Annotated in this window: 16 protein-coding genes and 1 other annotated feature; of the genes, 10 read left to right on the forward strand and 6 right to left on the reverse strand. The window is 31.6% G+C overall.

The window, feature by feature from the left end; all coding sequences use genetic code 11:
- Nucleotides 1-5: 5 nt before the first annotated feature.
- Nucleotides 6-1,886 (reverse strand): NADH-quinone oxidoreductase subunit NuoF, encoded by a 1,881-nt coding sequence (locus CLJU_RS07210; protein ID WP_013238136.1) that lies wholly within the window; start codon nt 1,884-1,886, stop codon nt 6-8.
- A gap of 29 nt (nt 1,887-1,915) precedes the next feature.
- Nucleotides 1,916-2,398, reverse strand: a complete 483-nt coding sequence (locus tag CLJU_RS07215; protein WP_013238137.1) for an NADH-quinone oxidoreductase subunit NuoE family protein — start codon at nt 2,396-2,398, stop codon at nt 1,916-1,918.
- A 188-nt stretch (nt 2,399-2,586) separates the two neighbouring features.
- Between CLJU_RS07215 and CLJU_RS07220 the strand changes: the two genes are divergently transcribed.
- The 5 genes from CLJU_RS07220 to CLJU_RS22880 all read left to right on the forward strand — a co-directional run bounded on the left by CLJU_RS07220 (nt 2,587) and on the right by CLJU_RS22880 (nt 7,477).
- A complete protein-coding gene (locus CLJU_RS07220; RefSeq protein WP_013238138.1) occupies nt 2,587-3,159 on the forward strand; it encodes a MarR family winged helix-turn-helix transcriptional regulator in 573 nt (190 codons plus the stop codon).
- Nucleotides 3,149-4,132, forward strand: a complete 984-nt coding sequence (locus CLJU_RS07225; protein WP_013238139.1) for an alpha/beta fold hydrolase — start codon at nt 3,149-3,151, stop codon at nt 4,130-4,132. The genes CLJU_RS07220 and CLJU_RS07225 overlap by 11 nt, the downstream gene beginning before the upstream one ends.
- A 169-nt stretch (nt 4,133-4,301) precedes the next feature.
- On the forward strand, nt 4,302-6,806 hold the full coding sequence (uvrA, locus tag CLJU_RS07230) for an excinuclease ABC subunit UvrA (RefSeq protein WP_041705350.1): 2,505 nt from the start codon (nt 4,302-4,304) through the stop codon (nt 6,804-6,806).
- Nucleotides 6,807-6,998: 192 nt separating this feature from the next.
- The gene (locus CLJU_RS22875) at nt 6,999-7,187 is read left to right on the forward strand and encodes a hypothetical protein (protein WP_013238141.1); all 189 of its coding nucleotides are present in this window, start codon (nt 6,999-7,001) and stop codon (nt 7,185-7,187) included.
- 38 nt (nt 7,188-7,225) lie between these two features.
- Entirely contained in the window at nt 7,226-7,477 is a 252-nt protein-coding gene (locus CLJU_RS22880; RefSeq protein WP_013238142.1) for a cyanase, read from the forward strand.
- A 994-nt stretch (nt 7,478-8,471) separates the two neighbouring features.
- Here the strand turns inward: CLJU_RS22880 and CLJU_RS07240 are convergent.
- Nucleotides 8,472-9,500 carry a 3-deoxy-7-phosphoheptulonate synthase gene (locus CLJU_RS07240; protein ID WP_013238143.1) on the reverse strand — a complete coding sequence of 343 codons (1,029 nt, stop codon included), beginning with the start codon at nt 9,498-9,500 and terminating at the stop codon, nt 8,472-8,474.
- Between the two features lie 138 nt (nt 9,501-9,638).
- Entirely contained in the window at nt 9,639-10,238 is a 600-nt protein-coding gene (locus CLJU_RS07245; RefSeq protein ID WP_013238144.1) for a tyrosine-type recombinase/integrase, read from the reverse strand.
- A gap of 184 nt (nt 10,239-10,422) precedes the next feature.
- Between CLJU_RS07245 and CLJU_RS07250 the strand changes: the two genes are divergently transcribed.
- From CLJU_RS07250 to CLJU_RS07270, 5 genes are all read left to right on the forward strand, one after another.
- Nucleotides 10,423-12,096, forward strand: coding sequence for a bifunctional diguanylate cyclase/phosphodiesterase (locus tag CLJU_RS07250; RefSeq protein WP_013238145.1), 1,674 nt, complete (start codon nt 10,423-10,425; stop codon nt 12,094-12,096).
- Between the two features lie 11 nt (nt 12,097-12,107).
- Nucleotides 12,108-13,820, forward strand: coding sequence for a methyl-accepting chemotaxis protein (locus tag CLJU_RS07255; RefSeq protein WP_013238146.1), 1,713 nt, complete (start codon nt 12,108-12,110; stop codon nt 13,818-13,820).
- Between the two features lie 71 nt (nt 13,821-13,891).
- Nucleotides 13,892-14,164: a binding site (T-box leader), on the forward strand.
- A gap of 163 nt (nt 14,165-14,327) precedes the next feature.
- A complete protein-coding gene (locus tag CLJU_RS07260; protein WP_013238147.1) occupies nt 14,328-15,644 on the forward strand; it encodes an MFS transporter in 1,317 nt (438 codons plus the stop codon).
- Nucleotides 15,645-15,904: 260 nt separating this feature from the next.
- Nucleotides 15,905-16,645, forward strand: a complete 741-nt coding sequence (locus tag CLJU_RS21275; RefSeq protein ID WP_013238148.1) for an MORN repeat-containing protein — start codon at nt 15,905-15,907, stop codon at nt 16,643-16,645.
- Nucleotides 16,646-16,946: 301 nt separating this feature from the next.
- Nucleotides 16,947-19,427, forward strand: a complete 2,481-nt coding sequence (locus CLJU_RS07270; RefSeq protein WP_013238149.1) for an HD domain-containing phosphohydrolase — start codon at nt 16,947-16,949, stop codon at nt 19,425-19,427.
- A gap of 1 nt (nt 19,428) precedes the next feature.
- On the opposite strand, the gene CLJU_RS07275 is transcribed toward CLJU_RS07270, so the two are convergent.
- Both CLJU_RS07275 and CLJU_RS07280 read right to left on the reverse strand, forming a co-directional pair.
- A complete protein-coding gene (locus CLJU_RS07275) occupies nt 19,429-19,833 on the reverse strand; it encodes a YsnF/AvaK domain-containing protein (protein WP_013238150.1) in 405 nt (134 codons plus the stop codon).
- A gap of 73 nt (nt 19,834-19,906) precedes the next feature.
- Nucleotides 19,907-20,356 (reverse strand): YsnF/AvaK domain-containing protein, encoded by a 450-nt coding sequence (locus CLJU_RS07280; protein ID WP_013238151.1) that lies wholly within the window; start codon nt 20,354-20,356, stop codon nt 19,907-19,909.
- Between the last annotated feature and the right edge of the window lie 205 nt (nt 20,357-20,561).

Here is a 20,561-nt window from a genome sequence, read left to right on the forward strand (position 1 = left end):
AATTATTATTCTTTCGTAATAGCAGAAAATTTACAAGTACTACTACATGCACCACAATTTATACATTTTGACTTATCTATTACATGTGACTTTTTTATTTCTCCAGAAATAGCTCCTTTAGGGCATACCTTTGTACAGGCTGTGCAGCCAATACATTTTTCAGAATTTATATTGTATTTTAAAAGTGCAGTGCAAACTCCAGCAGGGCAGCGTTTATCTTTTACGTGAGCTACATATTCATCCCAGAAAAATTTCATTGTACTTATAATTGGATTAGGTGATGTTTGACCAAGACCGCATAGGGCTGAATCCTTTATTACATAGGATAAATCTTTTAACCCTTCAAGATGTTCCATGGTACCTTTTCCTTTAGTGATATCTTCTAAAATTTCTAAAAGTCTTTTATTCCCGATTCTGCAGGCAGTGCACTTTCCACAGGACTCATCTACACTAAATTGAAGATAAAATTTAGCTATATTTACCATGCAATTATCTTCATCCATAACTATCATTCCACCAGAACCCATCATGGAGCCTATTTCAGTAAGACTTTCGTAATCAATGGCAGTATCTAAATGATCTGCAGGAATGCACCCGCCAGAAGGACCGCCAGTTTGAACAGCCTTAAATTTTTTACCACCCCGAATACCTCCGCCTAAATTATATATTATTTCCCGTAAGGTTATGCCCATAGGTACCTCAACAAGGCCAACATTATTGATCTTGCCTGCTAAGGCAAAAACTTTGGTTCCTTTACTCTTTTCAGTTCCTATAGAACTAAACCACTTAGAGCCTTTTAATATAATGGGGGGGATATTTGCTAGAGTTTCTACGTTATTTATATTAGTTGGCTTTTTCCAGAGACCTATTTGGGAAGGAAAAGGAGGTTTTACTGTAGGCTCTCCACGTCCCCCTTCTATGGAATTTATGAGAGCAGTTTCCTCACCGCATATGAAAGCTCCGGCACCATATTTTAAATCTATATGGAATGAGAAATTAGTGCCCAAAATATTATCACCCAATAAGCCTAAATTATAAGCTTGCTTTAAAGCAATTTTTAATCTGTTAATTGCAAGAGGATATTCAGCTCTGATATAAATATATCCCTTATTTGCACCTATGCAGTAACCTGCAATAGCCATAGCTTCAAGCACAGAATTTGGATCTCCCTCAAGTATGCTTCTATCCATAAAGGCACCGGGATCTCCTTCATCAGCATTACATATCATAAACTTTGTATCGGATTTAGATTTTCTTGTCATTTCCCATTTTACACCTGTAGGGAAGCCGCCGCCCCCTCTGCCTCTCAAGCCGCTTTTTTTAATTTCATCAATTGTGCTGTCAGGTGTCATTTGTGTTAAAACTCTGCCTAAAGCTTCGTACCCATTCATTGCTATGTATTCTGTAATATCTTCAGGGTTTAAAAGACCGCAATTTCTAAGAGCAATTCTTTCTTGATTTTTATAAAATGGAATATCTGTTTGTTTTGATATTTTTTCTTTGGTAATAGGGTCTCTATATAAAGCTTCGTCAACTACTGTATTTTTGGCCATATGTTCATACACAATTAGCTTTGCTCTCTCGGTATTAACTTCAACATAAAAAACATTATCTGGTACAACTTTGACGATAGGTCCTTTCTCACAAAACCCAAAACATCCTGTAGAAATGACATCAACTGTATTTTCTAGACCTGCGTTTTTAATTTCAGTTTTAAGTATATTGACTATATCTAAGCTTCTTGAAGCACGACATCCTGTTCCACCGCATACAAGTAAAGTTTTTTTTATATTTTTATCTGCATTATCATAAGTACGGTTTGCTATCTTAGCTTTATATTTTTCTCTTAAAGCTTTTAAATCTTCAAAGGATTTTATCTTATCCATATATTTTCCTCCACATAAATTTCTGATATTTATTTTAAGGTATATTGACTTAATATTCCTTTAACATCTTCGACCTTTACTTTTCCATGGACTGTTCCGTCAACTACAACTACTGGTGCAAGGCCGCAAGCTCCAACACATCTTAAAATATCTATAGTGAACAATCCGTCTTCTGTGGTAAATCCATCTTTTACTTTAAGCTGATTTCTAAATTCTTCTAAAATGTTTTCTGCACCCTTAACAAAACAAGCTGTACCCATGCATATGCTTATTACATGTTTACCTTTGGGCTTCATTGTAAAGTATGAATAGAAAGTAACTACGCCAAATACTTTTGCTGCACTAATGTCAAGTTTATTTGCAATAAATGTTTGTAATTCTTCAGGAAGGTATCCAAATATATCCTGAGCTCTGTGAAGTACACTTATAAGTGAACCTTCTTTTTCTTCCAAACTATCTATATAGGAAGATAGTTCTTTTAGTTTTTCGTTATCTAATTTGCATACATCCATAATATTTCCTGCTGTGCCGCAGTTTTTTCACCATCTTTCATTTTATATTCTTAAAATAGTATTGGTAGTATGGGAGTTTTTTATTATATAGTCATCAGATAAAATAATAGACAATATGTTGACAAATATAAAAAATATCATTAAACTGTAATAAGACAATATATTGTCTTATAGGAGGGAAAACTTTTATGGATACATATAGAGAAATATTTTTAATGGAGCAAACCTATGCAACATTATTTTCACTGGCCAATAAGCTTCAGGTAAGAGGAGATGAATACCTGGGAGATTTAACTTCAAGGCAGTATATGACCATGGTTGCAATTGCTCATTTATCTGAAGGTAAAACTACCCTCAATAATATTGCAAGAAAGCTTGGTTCTACTAAACAAAATGTAAAACAAATTGTTACTGTCATGCAGAAAAAGGGATATGTTGATGTTGTACCTAATACTGAAGATAGACGTGCTGTCAATGTAATAATTACGGAAGCTGGAAAGCAGGTATTGTATCAAGTTTCAGAAAAAGGAATATTGTTCATGGCACAGCTTTTTAAAGATTTTTCAACTGAAGAGCTAGAAACTATTTGGGGAATGCTTAAAAAACTGTATCGATTTGATGGTGAAGAACAAGATGGCTTTGAAGAAGATAGTAATTTAAAAGTAGATGAAAGTCAGAAAGATGACGCAGCAAGAATATTAAAGGAGTTTGAAAATATAAGAAAAAATCAAAGAAAGCAGAGAAAAAATTATGAGAAATAGAAACAACAGGTTAATATGTACTTCTGAATATGTAAGTATTAATGGAATAGATCAGTTTCTGTATCATCTAGGAACAAGCTTTGATAATCCTGTGATGCTATTTTTGCATGGAGGGCCAGGCTCTGCAGAATCCCTATTTACAGGATTATTTCAAGATAGATGGGAAGAAATATATACTGTAGTTCATTGGGACCAGAGGGGTGCTGGGAAGACCCTCACGAAAAATCCAGATAAACTTCCTACAATAGATTTAATGCTTCAGGATTTATTTGAAGTTATCCAGTATCTTAAGAAAAAATATAACAAGAAAAAGGTTGTTATATTTGGCCATTCCTGGGGAAGTGTTTTAGGATCAATATTTATTAGAAAGCACCCGGAAGAAGCAGAATACTATATTGGTGCTGGACAGGTTATTGGTATGGTGGAAAATGAGCAGGTAGCCTATAATAAACTTAAAGAAGTTATTGAGCAGGCAGGCGATAAAAAATCATTGAAGAAGCTTGAGAGCGTAGGTGAATATCCTGGCAGCAAGATTGTTTTTGACAAAGAGTTTTTGAGAAAATGTAATATAGTTCATAAGCTTCTGGGTAAATATAAATTAGGTATGGAAATGGGCATTGATATATGGATAGCTATGTTTAAGAGTCCCATTTTTAAGTTCTCCGATATTATAGCATTTATGAAAATCTTTAAGGCAAATTCAAAGGTTCACAGTTTTCTTGGTGACTTTAATTTACGCAGAGAATCGAAAGAATATAAGGTGCCAGTATATTATATTTTGGGAGAAAGGGACTGGCAAGCTCCCCGTGTTGTAGCTGAAGATTATTTTAAAGATATAAAGGCTCCAAGTAAAGATATATTCATAATTCCTAATGCAGGACATTTCTTGATGATGGATCAGCCTGACCTGGTTTTTGATGCATTATCAAAAATAAGTAAGAAAGAAAAAAGTAGACAATATTCCAATAATTAAAATAAGTATTGACTCTCCAGTTACTGGATGCATTATTCTTTCAAGTAGAAGTTTGAAAGAGGTGTATCCTCAGAACTTAAGAAATATTCAAAGCTGGAGGTGTACCATGAGTACTAAGCTTAGAGAACTTATAATAAATAAAAGTATTAATGAAGAATCTGAAGATAATATGATTGTTATAAAAGGCGCAAAGCATCATAATCTTAAAAACGTTTCTTTGAAACTCCCAAAGAATAAGCTCATTGTATTTACTGGAGTCAGTGGAAGCGGAAAATCTACTTTAGTATTTGATATAATACATGCTGAAGCACAACGAAGATTTATTAAAGGTTTATCCACCTTTGCAAAAAGAAGTGTGGGAAAAATTGAAAAACCAAAGGTTGAATATATTTCAGGCTTAACCCCATCCCTTGCTATAGAGCAAAAAAGTGTAAGCAGCAATCCACGCTCTACCGTTGGAACCTTGACGGAAATTTCTGATTACCTGCGTCTTTTATATTCCAGAATAGGGATTAGAACCTGTGAAAATTGTAAAACGGAAATAAAAACACTGCTTTATAAAAATAAAAAAAGTGAATGTCCTAATTGTCATACCTTTATTAAACCTCTTATGTCAGCACATTTCAGTTCCAATACTCCTCAGGGAATGTGCCCTCATTGTAAGGGACTTGGCGTTACGCAGGAAGTTGATTTAAAGCTTTTAATTGGTGATGGAAGCTTAAGTATTTTAGATGGAGCTATTAATTGGTTTGGAAATCTTAGAGAAAATAATAAAACTACATGGCCAACAGGGCCTTTAGATATTGTTTTTGATCATTATAATTTAGACATTGAAACGCCCTGGAGAGATTTACCTAAGAGTTTTCAAGATGTAATACTGTATGGTTCAGGAGAAGAAAAGCTGGAGTATCCATCTATAATGGGAGGTAAAACTACACTTAAACCGGTTAAGGGAATTGTTACGGAGTTAACTAGACTTTATTATGAAACAGATTCCGAGGTAACAAGAAAAAAGTATGCACAATTTATGAGTTTCAATACTTGCAGTGTCTGCAAGGGTACAAAACTATCAAAAGAAGCAAATAGCGTCAGGATAGGAAAAAGAACAATATCGGAGGTTTCAAATATGTCTGTGAGAGAAGCTTTAAGCTTTATCAAAGATGTATATGAACATGTTCCAAATTCTATATTCAAGGTGTCAGAGGAAATAATTTTAGAGATATATAAGAGATTATCTTTTTTAAATGATGTTGGTCTTCACTATTTATCTTTAAACAGGAGTGCACCTACCTTATCTGGAGGTGAAGGACAGAGGGTGAGGCTGGCTGCACAGCTTAGCAGTGAGATTACAGGTATAACTTATGTTTTAGATGAGCCATCAACAGGACTGCATCCGCGGGATTTAGAAAATCTAGTAAGCACACTTTTAAAGTTAAGAGATAAGGGAAATACAGTAATTGTTGTAGAACATGATGAAGAAATAATTAAGCATGCAGATTATATTGTAGATATAGGCCCTTATGCAGGAATTTTAGGTGGAGAAATAATAGCACAGGGAAGCTTAGATGCTATTAAAAATAATAGTAATTCATTAACGGGAAAATATTTGAGTAAAACTTTAAAAGTCAATGATACTATGTATAACAATTTGGAAAATAATAAATTCCTTACAATAAAAGGTGCAGACTTAAATAATTTAAGAAGCGTTACAGCAAACTTCAGGTTAAATACATTAAATGTTGTAACAGGAGTCAGTGGCAGTGGAAAAAGCAGCTTAATAAGCAGAACTTTAAAGCCTGTTTTAGAAAATTTATTAAATAAAGCGGATAATAAGGGAGAACATTACAGTGAAATATTAGGATATGAAGACTTAGATAAGGTTATAAATGTTTCGCAGGAGCCTATAGGAAGAACTCCAAGATCTAATCCAGCTACTTATATAGGAGTGTTTGATAAAATACGAAAAGTTTTTGCAAATACAAAGTATGCTAAGGAACACCATATGAGCTTTGATTATTTTAGCTTTAATTCAATAAAAGGAAGATGCCCCTATTGTGAAGGGCAAGGTCAAATAAAAATAGAAATGCACTTTTTACCAGATGTATGGATAGAGTGTGATGAATGTGGAGGCAGGAGATTTAAAGAAGAAGTGCTTAAAAATGAGATCAATGGTAAGAATATTGCTGATGTGCTTGATATGGATGCCAATGAGGCATCAGAATTCTTTAAAGATTACAAAGATATACATTTAATTCTTGAAGTTTTAAAAGAGGTAGGACTTGGATATATAAAGCTTGGTCAAAGTGCTACAACATTAAGTGGAGGAGAGGCACAAAGAGTAAAACTTGCAAAGGAACTCAGCAGAAAAGCTAAAGGAAAGACGGTATATATATTTGATGAGCCTACAAATGGATTGCATTTTCATGATGTATCCCAGCTACTTGCTATTTTTGATAAACTTCTTAGAGCAGGACATACTCTTATAGTTATAGAACATAATTTAGATGTTATAAAAGCAGCAGGATGGATAGTAGATATGGGGCCAGAAGGCGGAAAAGATGGAGGTAAAGTTATTGTAGAAGGTACTTTGAAAGATGTTATTAACTCAAAGGAAAGCTTTACTGGAAGAGCTATTAAGCAAATGAAAAGTATAAAAAATTTAACAAGATGTTAAATAGACATAACGCCAACTTATTGTAATTAGTGAGTTGGCGCTTTTAATTATTAATAATTGTTGTATTTAATGTTAAAATATATATAAAAAGTTATAAAATGATAAATAATTTTACTAATTATATATAGTATAACTTGTTTGGATATTAGTTATAAACTTAAATAAGTGGGGAAATATAAGGGGGATGAAAATATGACGCCAATGAGTAATAATGAGTATTTATCAAGACTACAGTTTTCTGATGAATTAAAAGAATTGGAAACTGCGAAAAAGGCATCTGGTTTAAACTATGAACAACTTGCACAGAAAATTGGAGTAAACAAGGTATGGCTTGATCTGGATTTAAAGGTCAGCAGTGGGTTTCTGAAGAATACTGTGTAAAAATTGCAAAGGTTCTTGGCATTAGTGTGGAAAAAGCCATGTTTTTAAACAATCATCCATATAAAGCAAATACTGATCCCATATTGTACAGACTTCATGAAGTACTTGATACGTATGGTCCGGCAATTAAAGATATTATGCACGAACAAGGTGGAAACGCTATCATGAGTGCCATTGATTTCGGACTTGATGTTGATGTTACTGATGATGAAGATGGTAATCGCAGAGTAATTATAAAGTTTGACGGAAAATTACTACCTTATGCAAAAGGAGATAAATATCCATGGTAATTATAAAACTTATTTGATAATATGTGTAAGTAAAAAATTACCAGTATATAATAAAGACAAAAAGGTTACTATAATAGCATAGGGTATATAACAGTTGAGTCAAGATTTATATATGCTTTGAAAAGAGGTGTGTATAAGTCGGCCGACGATTGTATATGGGTTATTGTACAAATAGCTTATATATAGTCAGAGGGAAGATTCTATATTGTGGGGAAAAGCTTTAATATAGTTGATTAAAGTTGATTATATTAAGGTTCCAACTTATGATATAGAGTCGAGCTAAAATTATATGAGGTGTTGAGATGGTTATATATAGCCGAGAGGTTGTATATAGTTGTGTAGATATTTTATATAGTCGAGGAAACCATCATTATAGGTGGTGAACTGCTTTATTATGGTGGAAACATCATAATAAAGTGATATATGTTATCTATAATGGTGCAACTTAGATTATTATGTGCTCTACTATATAAGAGCTATAAGTGGATTTTAATTAATCTATTTATAGTTCTTTTTATTTAAAAAATGAAGACTGATTAAAGGCATTTTTGTTATTTTGTTACTTTGCATCTTTATTTAACTAATAGTATTATAAAAATGTAAATTATCCAAAAAATATATAACATTAACAATTATGTTTATTGATATAATATTATCTTATTTTGCAGAGGAGGATAATAATCGAAGAAAAAGTAATAGAAGAAAAAATAGTGGAAGAAGAAATAATTAAACAAGGAGATATGAAATATTATATAATAGAGACAATGATATTTGTGATAGTATCTTCAATAACTTGGATTTTATCACGTTAGATAATTTGAGGGCAAGTTATTACAAACTTGATTATTTGTATAAATGTTTGTTGTGGAAATGCCCTATGACATCATCTAGAGTTGAAATGGAAATATGTATAGACACGAAACCTAAGGTGTGAGGCACTTTTAGTTTCAGCTTAGGTTTCATGTATGTGCAAATAAATTCATCTATTGTAAATTTACACGTTTTCAGCAATATAGTAAATTAAATTTTCTGTATCCTCCCAGCCCAGGCATGGATCTGTTATTGACTTTCCATAAATATTATCATTTACGTCTTGCTTACCTCCTACAAGATAGCTTTCAATCATAAATCCTTTAATCAATTTTTTTAGCGTAGAATTATATTTTCTACTCATTAATACTTCTCTTGCAATTCTCGGTTGTTCCTTATAAAGCTTCATTGAATTTGCATGATTTGTATCTACAATAATAGCAGGATTTAATAATCCTTGTTTTTCATATTCATTAGCAAGATAAGTCAGGTTTTCATAATGATAATTTGGAATGTTTCTGCCATAAGAGTCTACTGCTCCTCTTAAAACAGCATGTGCAAGAGGGTTTCCACTTGTTTTAATCTCCCAACCATCATAAATAAAAGAATGTCCAAGCTGTGCTGCTTTAATGGAGTTTAACATTACATGGATATCTCCACTGGTGGGATTTTTCATTCCTACAGGCATGTCAATACCGCTTACAGTAAATCTATGCTGTTGATCTTCTACTGAACGAGCTCCAACTGCATGATAACTTAACATGTCTGAAAGATATTTATAATTTTCAGGATACAGCATTTCATCAGCAGCAGGCATATGAAATTCACTTAATGCTTTTATATGCATCCTTCTAATTGCTCTTATTCCTTCAACTAAATCTGGTTTTTTATGTAGATCTGGTTGATGAGCCATTCCTTTATATCCTTCACCAGTGGTTCTTGGCTTATTTGTATATATTCTAGGTATAATGATAATACAATCCTTTACTTTTTCTTGAACTTTTGCAAGCTTTCCAATGTATTCGCAAACAGAATCTTCGTTATCTGCAGAACAAGGCCCTATTATAAGAAGAAATTTGTCATCTTCATTTTCAAAAATTTTTTTTATTTCAATATCTCTATTTTTTTTAATTTCTTTAATATGATTCGGCAGAGGCATTTCTTGTATAATTTCCTGTGCTGTAGGTATTTTTTTAATAAATTCCATACTCATATTTTTAAATCCTTTCTTTAAGATATTTATATGATTTAAGTTTCAATTTATGTAATTATATCATCTAGTTTTTTTATGTCAATATAAACTTAAAGCTAAAATGCTATATTTGCACTTTAGCTTTAAATTTAGATATTTCTAGACCATTTCACTTTTTTCTTCAAGCTTGGAATACATTTTCTCCTGCTGCTTGGTCGTAAATTGAAAGTAAATTTCTGTATTAGTAACAGATCTATGTCCGAGCCACCATTGCAGTTCTTTTATATCCATATCGGACTCTGCTAAATGAACTGCTGTAGTATGTTTTAGAGCATGAAAATGATATTTACTCTTATCATGAATATTAGAGTAAGAACAATATTTTTTCATAAGATAATCAAGAGTTTGCCTTGAAATAGGTCTATTTTTTTGACTTTTAAACAGAACTTCAGAGTTAGATGACAAATTGCTTTCATGTATATATTTATCTAATGCATCTTTTGTTTTCTTATCAAGTCTTATAGTATTATTGCAGCTGCCTTTTAGTCTTTTACAGTAAAGTTCGCCCTTTGAAGCGTTATAATCTTCCAATTTAATCAAAGCAATTTCAGATGCTCTTAAACCACATCTATAAGCAACTCTAAAAATTGCTAAATCTCTAACTGCATGTATATTATCTAAATTTATGATAGCGTTAAAAAGGCTTTTTGTTTCCTCCTGAGTAAAATATTTTATTTTTTTATTACCAGTTCTTTCCATTTAGTTTCCTCTTTTCAAAATAATTGTACAATATAAATATTTCGTCTAAATAAATAATAATGTAGATAAAAAAATAAGTCAAAATATTAATCACATGGTAGAAAATGAAGATTTACATAAACAAATACGAATAGTGTTAAATAGTTATAGAAGAAAAATTATTTGCATAGATGAGGATTGTAAAATGTGTAGAAACGATAAATATAGTTTAAAAGATGACAACGTGTATACATATGCACTTAATACAGGAAATGTTGGAATATGTAAATGGAATATAGATACAGGTGAAATGGCTATTTCCGAAAAAATAACAGGATATAAATTTAATGCTATTAAAAGTATGAATGAATTTATTAATATTATAACTTATGAAAAAGACAAAATGATGGCAATACAAGATTTAGATGATTATATTAATGGATCGCTAGAATTTTATCAAAGTACATTTAGAATAAAGACTAAATGTGGGGATATTAAATGGGTTCTGCTTAAGGGGAAAATATTTAAAGATGAAACAGAAAGTTCTGGTGTACTAGGTGTATTAATATTTAATATTACAAATATGAAGTTCTATGAGAGATGGGATAGTCTTACTAATTTACCTAATAGGAGATTTTTTTTAATAAAACTCAATAATTCAATAAAAACGGCTAAAATTCATAATAAAAGCGGCGCACTTATATATATTGATATCAATAATTTGAAAATTATAAATCATAATTTTGGGCACCGCTTTGGTGATTGGATTTTAAAATCGTTTGCAAAATCAATTACTGTATTACTTGGTAAGCGGGGTGAATTATTCAGGTTAGAAGGGGACGAGTTTGCAATACTAGTTTACCAATTTAATGATATAAAAGAAATAGAGAAAATGTGTAATAAAATTCATAAATGTTTAAAAAAGTCTTTTAAAATAATGGGTAAAGAAATTTACATTAGTACAAGTTTAGGGGTAACTGTTTTTCCAGATGATAGTTCTGATCCAGATGAACTATTAAAGTTTTGTAATTTTACAATATATAGATCTAAGGGTAAAGGGAAAAATGAGTGTACCTTTTTTGATAAACAAAAGGCACAACCCTATTTTAGAAAAATTTTAATTGAAAGTGAACTGAAGAATTCAATTATTAATAACGAATTAGATATTTTTTATCAACCTCAAATTAATGCTTTAAATAATAAGATTATTGGTGTTGAAGCACTTTTAAGGTGGAATAATAATAAACTAGGTAATGTACCTCCTACTGAATTTATTCCTATAGCCGAAGATAATGGATACATTGTTCAAATTGGAAACTGGGTTCTAAATAAAGCCTTAGAGACTGCTTGTTCATGGAAAGAAAAGGGCTATAAATTTAACACGATATCTGTAAATGTATCTCCGATTCAATTAAAAAAAAGTGATTTTAAGAGCAATATATTAAACATATGTGCAAAGCACAATGTAGAACCTTCTTTGCTTGGAATAGAAATAACGGAAAGAACTTTAATTGAAATTGGAGAAGATAGGATTGAATTATTAAATGAGCTTATGGAAAGTGGTATAAGCATTGCAATAGACGATTTTGGAACAGGATATTCTTCTTTGAACTATTTAATTAATTTACCTATTAATACATTAAAAATAGACAAGTCATTTATTCCTAATATACATAATGATAAAAACAAAGCTGTAATTGGCAGTATAGTTAAATTATCAAAATATTTAAAATATAAAGTAATCACTGAAGGAGTGGAAACAAGAGAACAGTTAGATGAAATTGTTAGTTTAGGCTGTAATTTGATTCAAGGTTATTATTTTAGTAAACCGCTTAAAGAAAATAAAATTGAGGATTTATTAAAAAATCAAAGTAAATAGGAGGAATCAAGGTGAAATTTTTTCAAAATATTAAAGTAAGAACAAAATTGATACTATCTTTTACTATAATGGCTCTATTAATTGTTGCAGCTGGTGTTACAGGTACAACGTCATTAAAGAAAGTAAGTGTAAATTCTGAAGAGATGTACAGTAATAGATTGCAGAGTGTTTATATGCTTACAGACATGAAACAAAATTTAACAGAAATAAAAAGTGATATGCTGCAATTGGTTTATGTGAAAGATGCTTCAAAAAAAAGCGATTTAGAAAAGGATATCCAAATAAATAAGGACGAAGATAATAAATATATTGAGAATTATGAAAAGCTTACTAAAGATAACACAGAAAAACAAATGTGGGCTGAATTTAAAAGTTATTCTAGTAAGTATATAACTTTAAGGGAAAACACTATTAAGCTTATTGATGCAGGAAATTTTGATGAGGCAGCTAAACAATATGATCAGATAGGAACTACAAGAGATGCTATGTTTTCAAGTCTTAATAAGCTAATTAGTTTAAATAATGACAATGCAAAAATCAAAAATTCAAGTAACCATTCTGAATTTTTAAACAGCAATAAAATTATGACTATACTAATGATAGCTGGACTAATATTTGCGATAGGCTTAGTATTATTGCTAAATTCATGCATAGCAGGCCCTTTGGAATTAGCTGTAGAAAATATAAAAGTTATAGCCAAAGGAGATTTTACTACAGTTGTACCACTTGGACGTAAAGATGAAATAGGAGAACTTGCCGATGTAGTATATATGATGCAGAAAGATTTAACTGAGTTAATTAAAGGAATAATGGCAAATTCACAGGAGATTAGTGCATCTAGTGAAGAACTTTCTGCTACAGTAGAAGAGTTATCGGCAAAAGCAGAGGAGATAGATGGTGCAGTAAAGAATATAACATCTGGAATTCAGGAAAACAGTGCATCATCAGAAGAAATAACAGCCTCTATTGAAGAAGTGGATTCTAGTATTAATGAACTGTCTGGTAAAGCTGCAGAAGGAAGCAATAATGCAAACCAATCTAAAGAAAGAGCTGTTAAAGTTAAGAAAAAAGGTAAGGATGCAATAAAGGAAGTACGAAACTTATATGAAGAGAAGAAAAATCATATGCTGCAGGCAATTGAAGAGGGAAAAGTAGTAGATGATATAAAGATTATGGCGGACACTATTGCAGATATATCAGAGCAGACAAACTTACTTGCCCTAAATGCGGCTATAGAGGCGGCTAGGGCTGGGGAACAAGGCAAAGGATTTGCAGTAGTTGCAGAAAGGGTAAGACAACTTGCAGAACAATCTTCACAAGCGGTAACAGGTATTCAAGATACCATTGTAAAGGTTCAGAATGCATTTAAAAATCTATCTGAAAATGGTAATGATGTATTAAAATTTATAAATGAAGATGTAGATCCACAATTCCAGGATTTTGGAAACATGGGAAGTCAATATTATGATGATTCTGATTTTGTTAGCAGAATGTCTGAGGAAATTGCAGCTATGTCTGAAGAACTTACAGCCACAGTGAGTCAAGTAAGCAATGCAGTGCAGGATGTGGCAGAAAATGCGCAGGATTCTAGTGAACATTCAGAAGCAATAAAGGCAAGCATTGATGAAACGGCAAAAGCAATAGTAGAGGTATCCAAAACTGCACAAAGTCAAGCGGAACTTGCTCAAAAACTTAATGAAATGGTTCAAAAATTTAAGATATGAAGTGATTTTGAGTCAGATAAATATTCCAAAAAAACATTTGACAATCTCAAAGAAAAATAATATACTTTATAGCATAAACTGTGATGGAGAAAGAAATATTTAATCTATTAACTTAAGAGAGCTAATGTTTGGTGTAAGTTGGTGTTAATGAAAATATGCAAATCACTCCGGAGTTTCCAAGTAGAAAGGCTTTTGCCAAGTAAACGAGGACGTATACCAACGATATATGGTTAGGGTTTATTTTAAATAAAGTTTCTATTTAAAATTGACTTGAATTGAGAGGCAATTGGTATATCTAATTGCAAATAAGGTGGTACCACGGAAATATATCTTTCGTCCTTATGAACATAGTAAAATGTGTTTATAAGGATGAGAGATTTTTTTTATTCATTAAAATATGTGTAATAGGAAAGGAGGATAATTTAATATTAGAATATTAAAAAAATTGGGGCAAATTACAATATAGAAATATGATTATACAGGAGTAAAAGAAGGGGGCTTTATCTTATGAATATTAAAGGTAGTGTTACTAAAAGAAAATATTTAAATGTTATTTTGCCATTGTTTATAGCATCTATGCTGGCGTATATTGACAGACTCAATATATCCTATGCTGCTTTGACGATGAATAAAGATCTGGGATTTACTGCACAGGTTTTTGGAATGGGAGCAGGAATCTTATTTTTCGGGTACGTAGTGTTTGAGGTACCTGGAACTGTATTTGCAGAGAAGCGAAGTCCAAGTAAATGGGTTGTTAGAATTATGCTTACTTGGGGCATAGTTACTGCTCTTATGGGTTTTGTGCATACGGAACTTCAATTTTATATTGTTCGTTTTTTAGTAGGAGCCGCAGAGGCAAGTTTTTATCCAGTTTGTTACTCAGCTATTGTTCCTCGTTGGTTTAATGCAAAGGAAAGACCTAAGGCACTTTCAATACTTTTAACTTCAATGCTGGTTTCAAGTATTATTGGTTCTCCTTTAGCAGGCATAATATTAGGTATTGCAGCTTTTGGATTTAAAGGTTGGCAGATGTTGTTTATTTTAGAAGGAACTATGGCTTTTATTTATGGAATCATTCTTATTTTTTGGCTCAAGGATTCTCCTGAAGATGTCAGTTGGTTAACTCCAGAAGAAAAGAAGACAATAAGAGCAGAATACGAAAGAGAAATTGCTGTAAAAAATTCAATAAAGAAATATACATTATGGGAAGCCTTAAAAGATAAGACAGTTCTCAAATTATGTTTTATATATTTTATGTGGGTTACAGGATTTTGGGGATTTGGATTTTGGCTGCCAACAGTACTCAAATCAGTATCAGGGTTGAGTAATTCTAGTGTCAGCTGGCTAATTATAATACCAATGACAGCAGCACTTATTGGGTTCATAATTAATGGTAATTCTACCTCAAAAACAGGAGAAAGAAGATGGCATATAGCTATTCCACTTTTTATTGGTGCTGTAGGTATGGCATTAGGAGCTTTGACTTCTAATCCTGTATTAAGCTTTATATGTACCTGTGTTACTGCCATTGGTGTATATGTAGGAATGGGAGTATGGTGGGCAGTACCTACATCGTTTTTATCTGGTCCTGCAGCGGCTGGTGCTACTGGACTAATTAACTCCATAGGAAATTTAGGAGGATTTACTGGACCTTATTTTGTTGGATTTATAAAAACTAGTACAGGTTCTTATACAGCGGCATATATGTGTTTGGCCATATCACTTGTAATTGCAGGTGTTACCATGCTTACACTTAAGAAAAAGGTTCCAGCTGATATGCTAGAGCAGGGCAATGCTAAGCAAAACAAAATTGAACTAGGATAAGCTATATAAAAATCACTATCATTTATAATGAACTGATTCTTGTCAAATAGATAGGGATCAGTTCAAATTATATGATAGTGCTTTTGATTTTAAATATGAAAACATGTTGACATCATATGATTACAAATGTAATTAGAGCAGCATATAAACTTTATTGTCAATTTGTAGTATTTATTTTATAATGTTAGCATATATGAAGATGTTTATGGACAAATTAAATCAATGACATTGGAAGGGCAACTTATTGTAGGAGGCACAAAATGGCAAGAATAAGTAGAATACTTCTAATTTTAATGTTAGTATTGGCATTAGCAGGTTGTGAACAAGGTACTCAATCATCTAGCAATCAAGATAAAGCTAACAATGATAAGAAGATTGCATCAAAACAAAATAATAAAGAAGGAGCAAAGAAACAGAAAGTTAAGTTTAAAACTGGTAATTATACTGGAGATATAATAAATGGCAAGAGGCAAGGGGAGGGTCAGTTTGTTTGGAATAATGGAAATACGTATAAAGGTCAATGGAAGGACGACAAAATTTATGGACAAGGTGAAATTACATATGCTTCTAAGGATTATTATGAAGGTGATTTTGTAAATAATAAAAAACAAGGCCAAGGCAGCTTTAAATGGAGCAATGGAGATAGTTATACTGGAAAATTGGAAAATGATAAAATGAGTGGTAATGGAACTTATACATTTAAAAATGGTGACACTTATACAGGAGAATGGAAAAATAATAATATAGATGGCAAAGGCAAATATACATATAAAAATGGGAATGTTAAAGAAGGAATTTGGGAAAATGGGAAATTTATAAGATCTGATGAGTCAAATACACTTTCCAAAGGCAAATCAGATGTATTAGCAAATTCGAAAAATACAGTTTCTCAAAGTAATACTGCAGAGCAAAATAAAATACAAGAAGTTCCTAAAATAGAAACAGCAGATGATGTGCCTCAAATTCCGCAAGTTGAAATTTTGACACCAATACCTTGCTAGATAGAAAGATGTGCAGTGATTTGAGTGTGTGTTTAAATAGTATTTCTAATGATTTTTATCATAGTTAAGTAACATCCATAGGTCTGTGTAAAATAGAATAGACGGGATAAAATAAAAATTACTATAGGATTAAGTTCCTGTAGTAATTTTTATTCTATCTGGTGAAAAATGTTAGTGTAGAAGTTTAATAAATCTGATATACTTATAAAAAATGTATTACTTTGATATAAAAATAAATGTAAAAACATACATACTTTTTAATGCAACAGCAGAATGTAAATGACTGTAAAGGAAAGGGGGCATGATTGAAATAAAACATAAAGTTTTTATTATAGTGTTTATTGCAATAGTAACTTGTTTATTGGGTAATAATTTCGGAAAAGCAGTGTTTGCTGATAACAAGGAAAGTGTGAATTCTAATAAAGAAACTATTTACAAGGTGCTAGGTAATGATGAAAAAAAAGCAGACAGAACAATAATAATAGGTGATGATAAAGATTATCCCCCATATAGCTTTATAGATCAAAATGGTAATCCAACTGGTTTTGATGTAGAACTTGCTAAGGCTGCAGCAGAGGCTATGGGGTTTAAGGTAAAGATTAAACTAAGTGTCTGGAGTGAAGCTATGGATGAACTTGAAAACGGTAAAATAGATGTCATAGCAGGTATGTTCTATTCTAAAGATAGGGAAAAATTTTATTCATTTACAACAAAAACTGCAATAACTGGTGCTGATGTATTTACAAGAAAAGGAGAAAGTATAAAGAACATAAACCAGTTAAGAGGAAAGACAGTAGTAGTTGAATCAGATGAGATATCAGGAGAATATCTAAAAAAACAGAATCTTGGCATTAATTTTGTTAAAGTTCATTCATCTGAGGAGGCACTTAAACTTATATCTATGAACAAATATGATTATGCAGTAGTTTCAACTATAATAGGTCATTATTTTATGAAAAAAGATAAGATTTCAAACATAAAGGGTAATGGATTAGTTATTAATCCTGATGATTACTGTATTGCTGTAAAAAAAGGAAATGAAGACTTATTATTTGCTCTTAATGGAGGTCTGCAAATACTTAAGGCTACAGGAAAATATGATGAGATATATAATAAATGGCTTGGGGTTTATGAAGAAAAAACTTTCTATCAGACAGTAATAGAGTATAGAAGTTTAATAATGGCATCAGTGGCAAGTATACTTCTATTATTATTATGGAATAGAACTCTTAAAAAAAGGGTTGTTGTACGTACAAAGGAATTATTAGAAGCAAATGATGCTTTGAATAAGAGTAAACAGGAGTTACTGGTATCAAATGAAGAAATAGAGGCTTCTTATAATGAATTAGCTGCAATAGAAGAAGAACTTCGAAGCCAATATTATAGACTAATGAAAAGTGAAGAAAATTTAAAGAAAAGTGAAGAACGAAATAGAGCAATAGTAACTGCTATTCCAGACATTATCTTTGTTGTAGATGGAAATGCTGTTTTCAAAGACTGTCAAATAAAAGATGCTTCTGTGCTAATAATGCCTGAAAATGAGTTCATAGGAAAAACTCTTTGGAATGTACTTCCATCTAAAATAGCTGAAACTGGTTTTGAGAAAATTAAGGCTGCTCTTAAAAATAATTCTTTGGAAAGTTTTCAATACGAAATTGATACACCAGTAGGTAAGAAATATTATGAACTTCGGATAGTTAAATGTAGGGAAAATGAGGTTATTGTAATAAGCAGAGATATTACAGATGAAAGAAAAAATCAAAAGAAAATTGAATTCTTAAGCTATAACGATCAACTTACAGGACTATACAATAGGAGGTTTTTTGAAGAAGAGATTGAAAGATTAAATAGCAAAGAAAATCTTCCTCTTACTATTGTTATGGCTGATGTTAATGGATTAAAGTTAATAAATGATTCTTTTGGACATGCTGCTGGTGATGAATTGCTGAAAAAGGTTTCAGCAGTAATGCTCAATGTCTGCAGTGATAAAGGTATAATATCACGTATAGGAGGAGATGAGTTTGTAATACTGCTTCCGAAAACAAATGAACTTGAAGCAGGCAAAATACTTAAGCGTATTTCTGAATTGGCTTCAAAAGAGAAAGTAGAGTCAATAAACCTTTCAATTTCTTTTGGATTTGATACAAAGCATTATGATGATGAAAATGTATTTGAAGTACTGAAAAAAGCAGAAGATTTCATGTATAAAAAGAAGCTTTTTGAGAGCCCAAGTATGAGAGGAAAAACAATTGGTGCCATTATAAATACACTACATGAAAAAAATAAAAGAGAGGAACAACATTCTCATAGGGTATCTGAATATTGTAATCTTTTAGGAAAGGCTATGAATTTACCGGAGGGTGAAATACAAGAACTAAAGACTGTAGGGTTTTTACACGATATAGGAAAGGTTGCCATAGATGAAAATATTTTAAATAAGCCAGGTAAGCTTATCGATGAAGAGTGGGAAAAAATTAAACGTCATCCAGAAATAGGCTATCGAATTTTAAGTTCTGTTAATGATATGGCGGAGATGTCAGAGTATGTTTTAGCACATCATGAAAGATGGGATGGAAAGGGCTATCCTAAAGGACTTAAAGGAGAGGAAATTCCATTAAAATCAAGAATAATTGCAATAGCCGATGCTTTTGATGCTATGACAAGTGAGAGGGCTTATAGAAGTGCTTTATCAAAAGAGATAGCTGTAGAAGAGCTTATTAAGAATGCAGGTATTCAATTTGACCCAGAACTTGTAAAGATATTTGTTGAAAAGGTAGTATAACTCACTTTTTATTGTCAATCACACTTGGAGATCCAGAGACTTTAATCTTAGCCTCCTCCTTTTTTAAGGTTTCTTCAATATGCTGTATCTCTTCAATTTGTTGTTTATATATGGATACATCTTCTAAGATAACTTTATGTTTTACAAATTCTACCTGTTCTTCGCTCAAAGGGATACGTATAAATTCAGTAGAACTATCTTTATGTTGTACATCAGCTGGGCTAAAGGTCTCTTTCTCAATTATAAGTTCTTCGTGTACAACAGGTATAGTAAAATTTTTTCCTTCTGTGAAAGTTTCTTTATGAATTTTTACATTTCCTGTTTGTATCCACTTTTTTGCTATATCAAGCTGTTCTTTTTTAATTTGAAGAGTTGTACTATTGATATTATTACTTGTCTTTGCCATAAATTTTGTCCTCCAATTGTTTAGAAAGACACCTCACGAATTGTGTACAATTTGTGAGGTGTCTCAAATTTAACTAGCTCTGGTTACTTGTACTGTCAACTACATTAGGATCACCAATTTTATTTACTTTAGCTTCTTCTCGTTTAAGAGTTTCATCTATATGCTCTGTATTTTCTATGGCACGCTTATGAGCTGAAACTTCTCCTGATACCACTGTGTGTTTATTTACATCAACTTTTTCTTCACTGACAGGAATTTTAATACTTTCCTCATCAGTTATAGGAGAATCAGAGGCTTCATTGTCTAGGTTTCTTCTTTCAATTACGACTTCTTCACGTGTTACAGGGACATCTACACTTTTTTTCTCTTCAATGATTTCTTTGCTAAGCTCTACTTCACCTTTTTGAACTTTATTTTTAGTAATGTCAAGTTCTTCCTTACGGAGACGAAGTTTTGCTTCATCCTCATCAGTATCTCTTTTATTATCATCATTGTTTCCCAAAAGTCCATTTAATATACTCATATATAGACACCTCCTTAAATAATGACCATTTATATATTGCCCTTTGTGAAGTATATTATCCTGTTTCAATATTGGAAATATGCTAAAGAAAAGGTTCGAGAGTAATTAAAAGTGACATAAATTTTTTATTAAGACTTATGTACAAAATATTTAGATGAGCTTCATTATTGTAAAAGTATGTCTGCATATAAGTTGATTTTTAATT

Source organism: Clostridium ljungdahlii DSM 13528, from assembly GCF_000143685.1.
GTDB classification, from domain to species: domain Bacteria; phylum Bacillota; class Clostridia; order Clostridiales; family Clostridiaceae; genus Clostridium_B; species Clostridium_B ljungdahlii.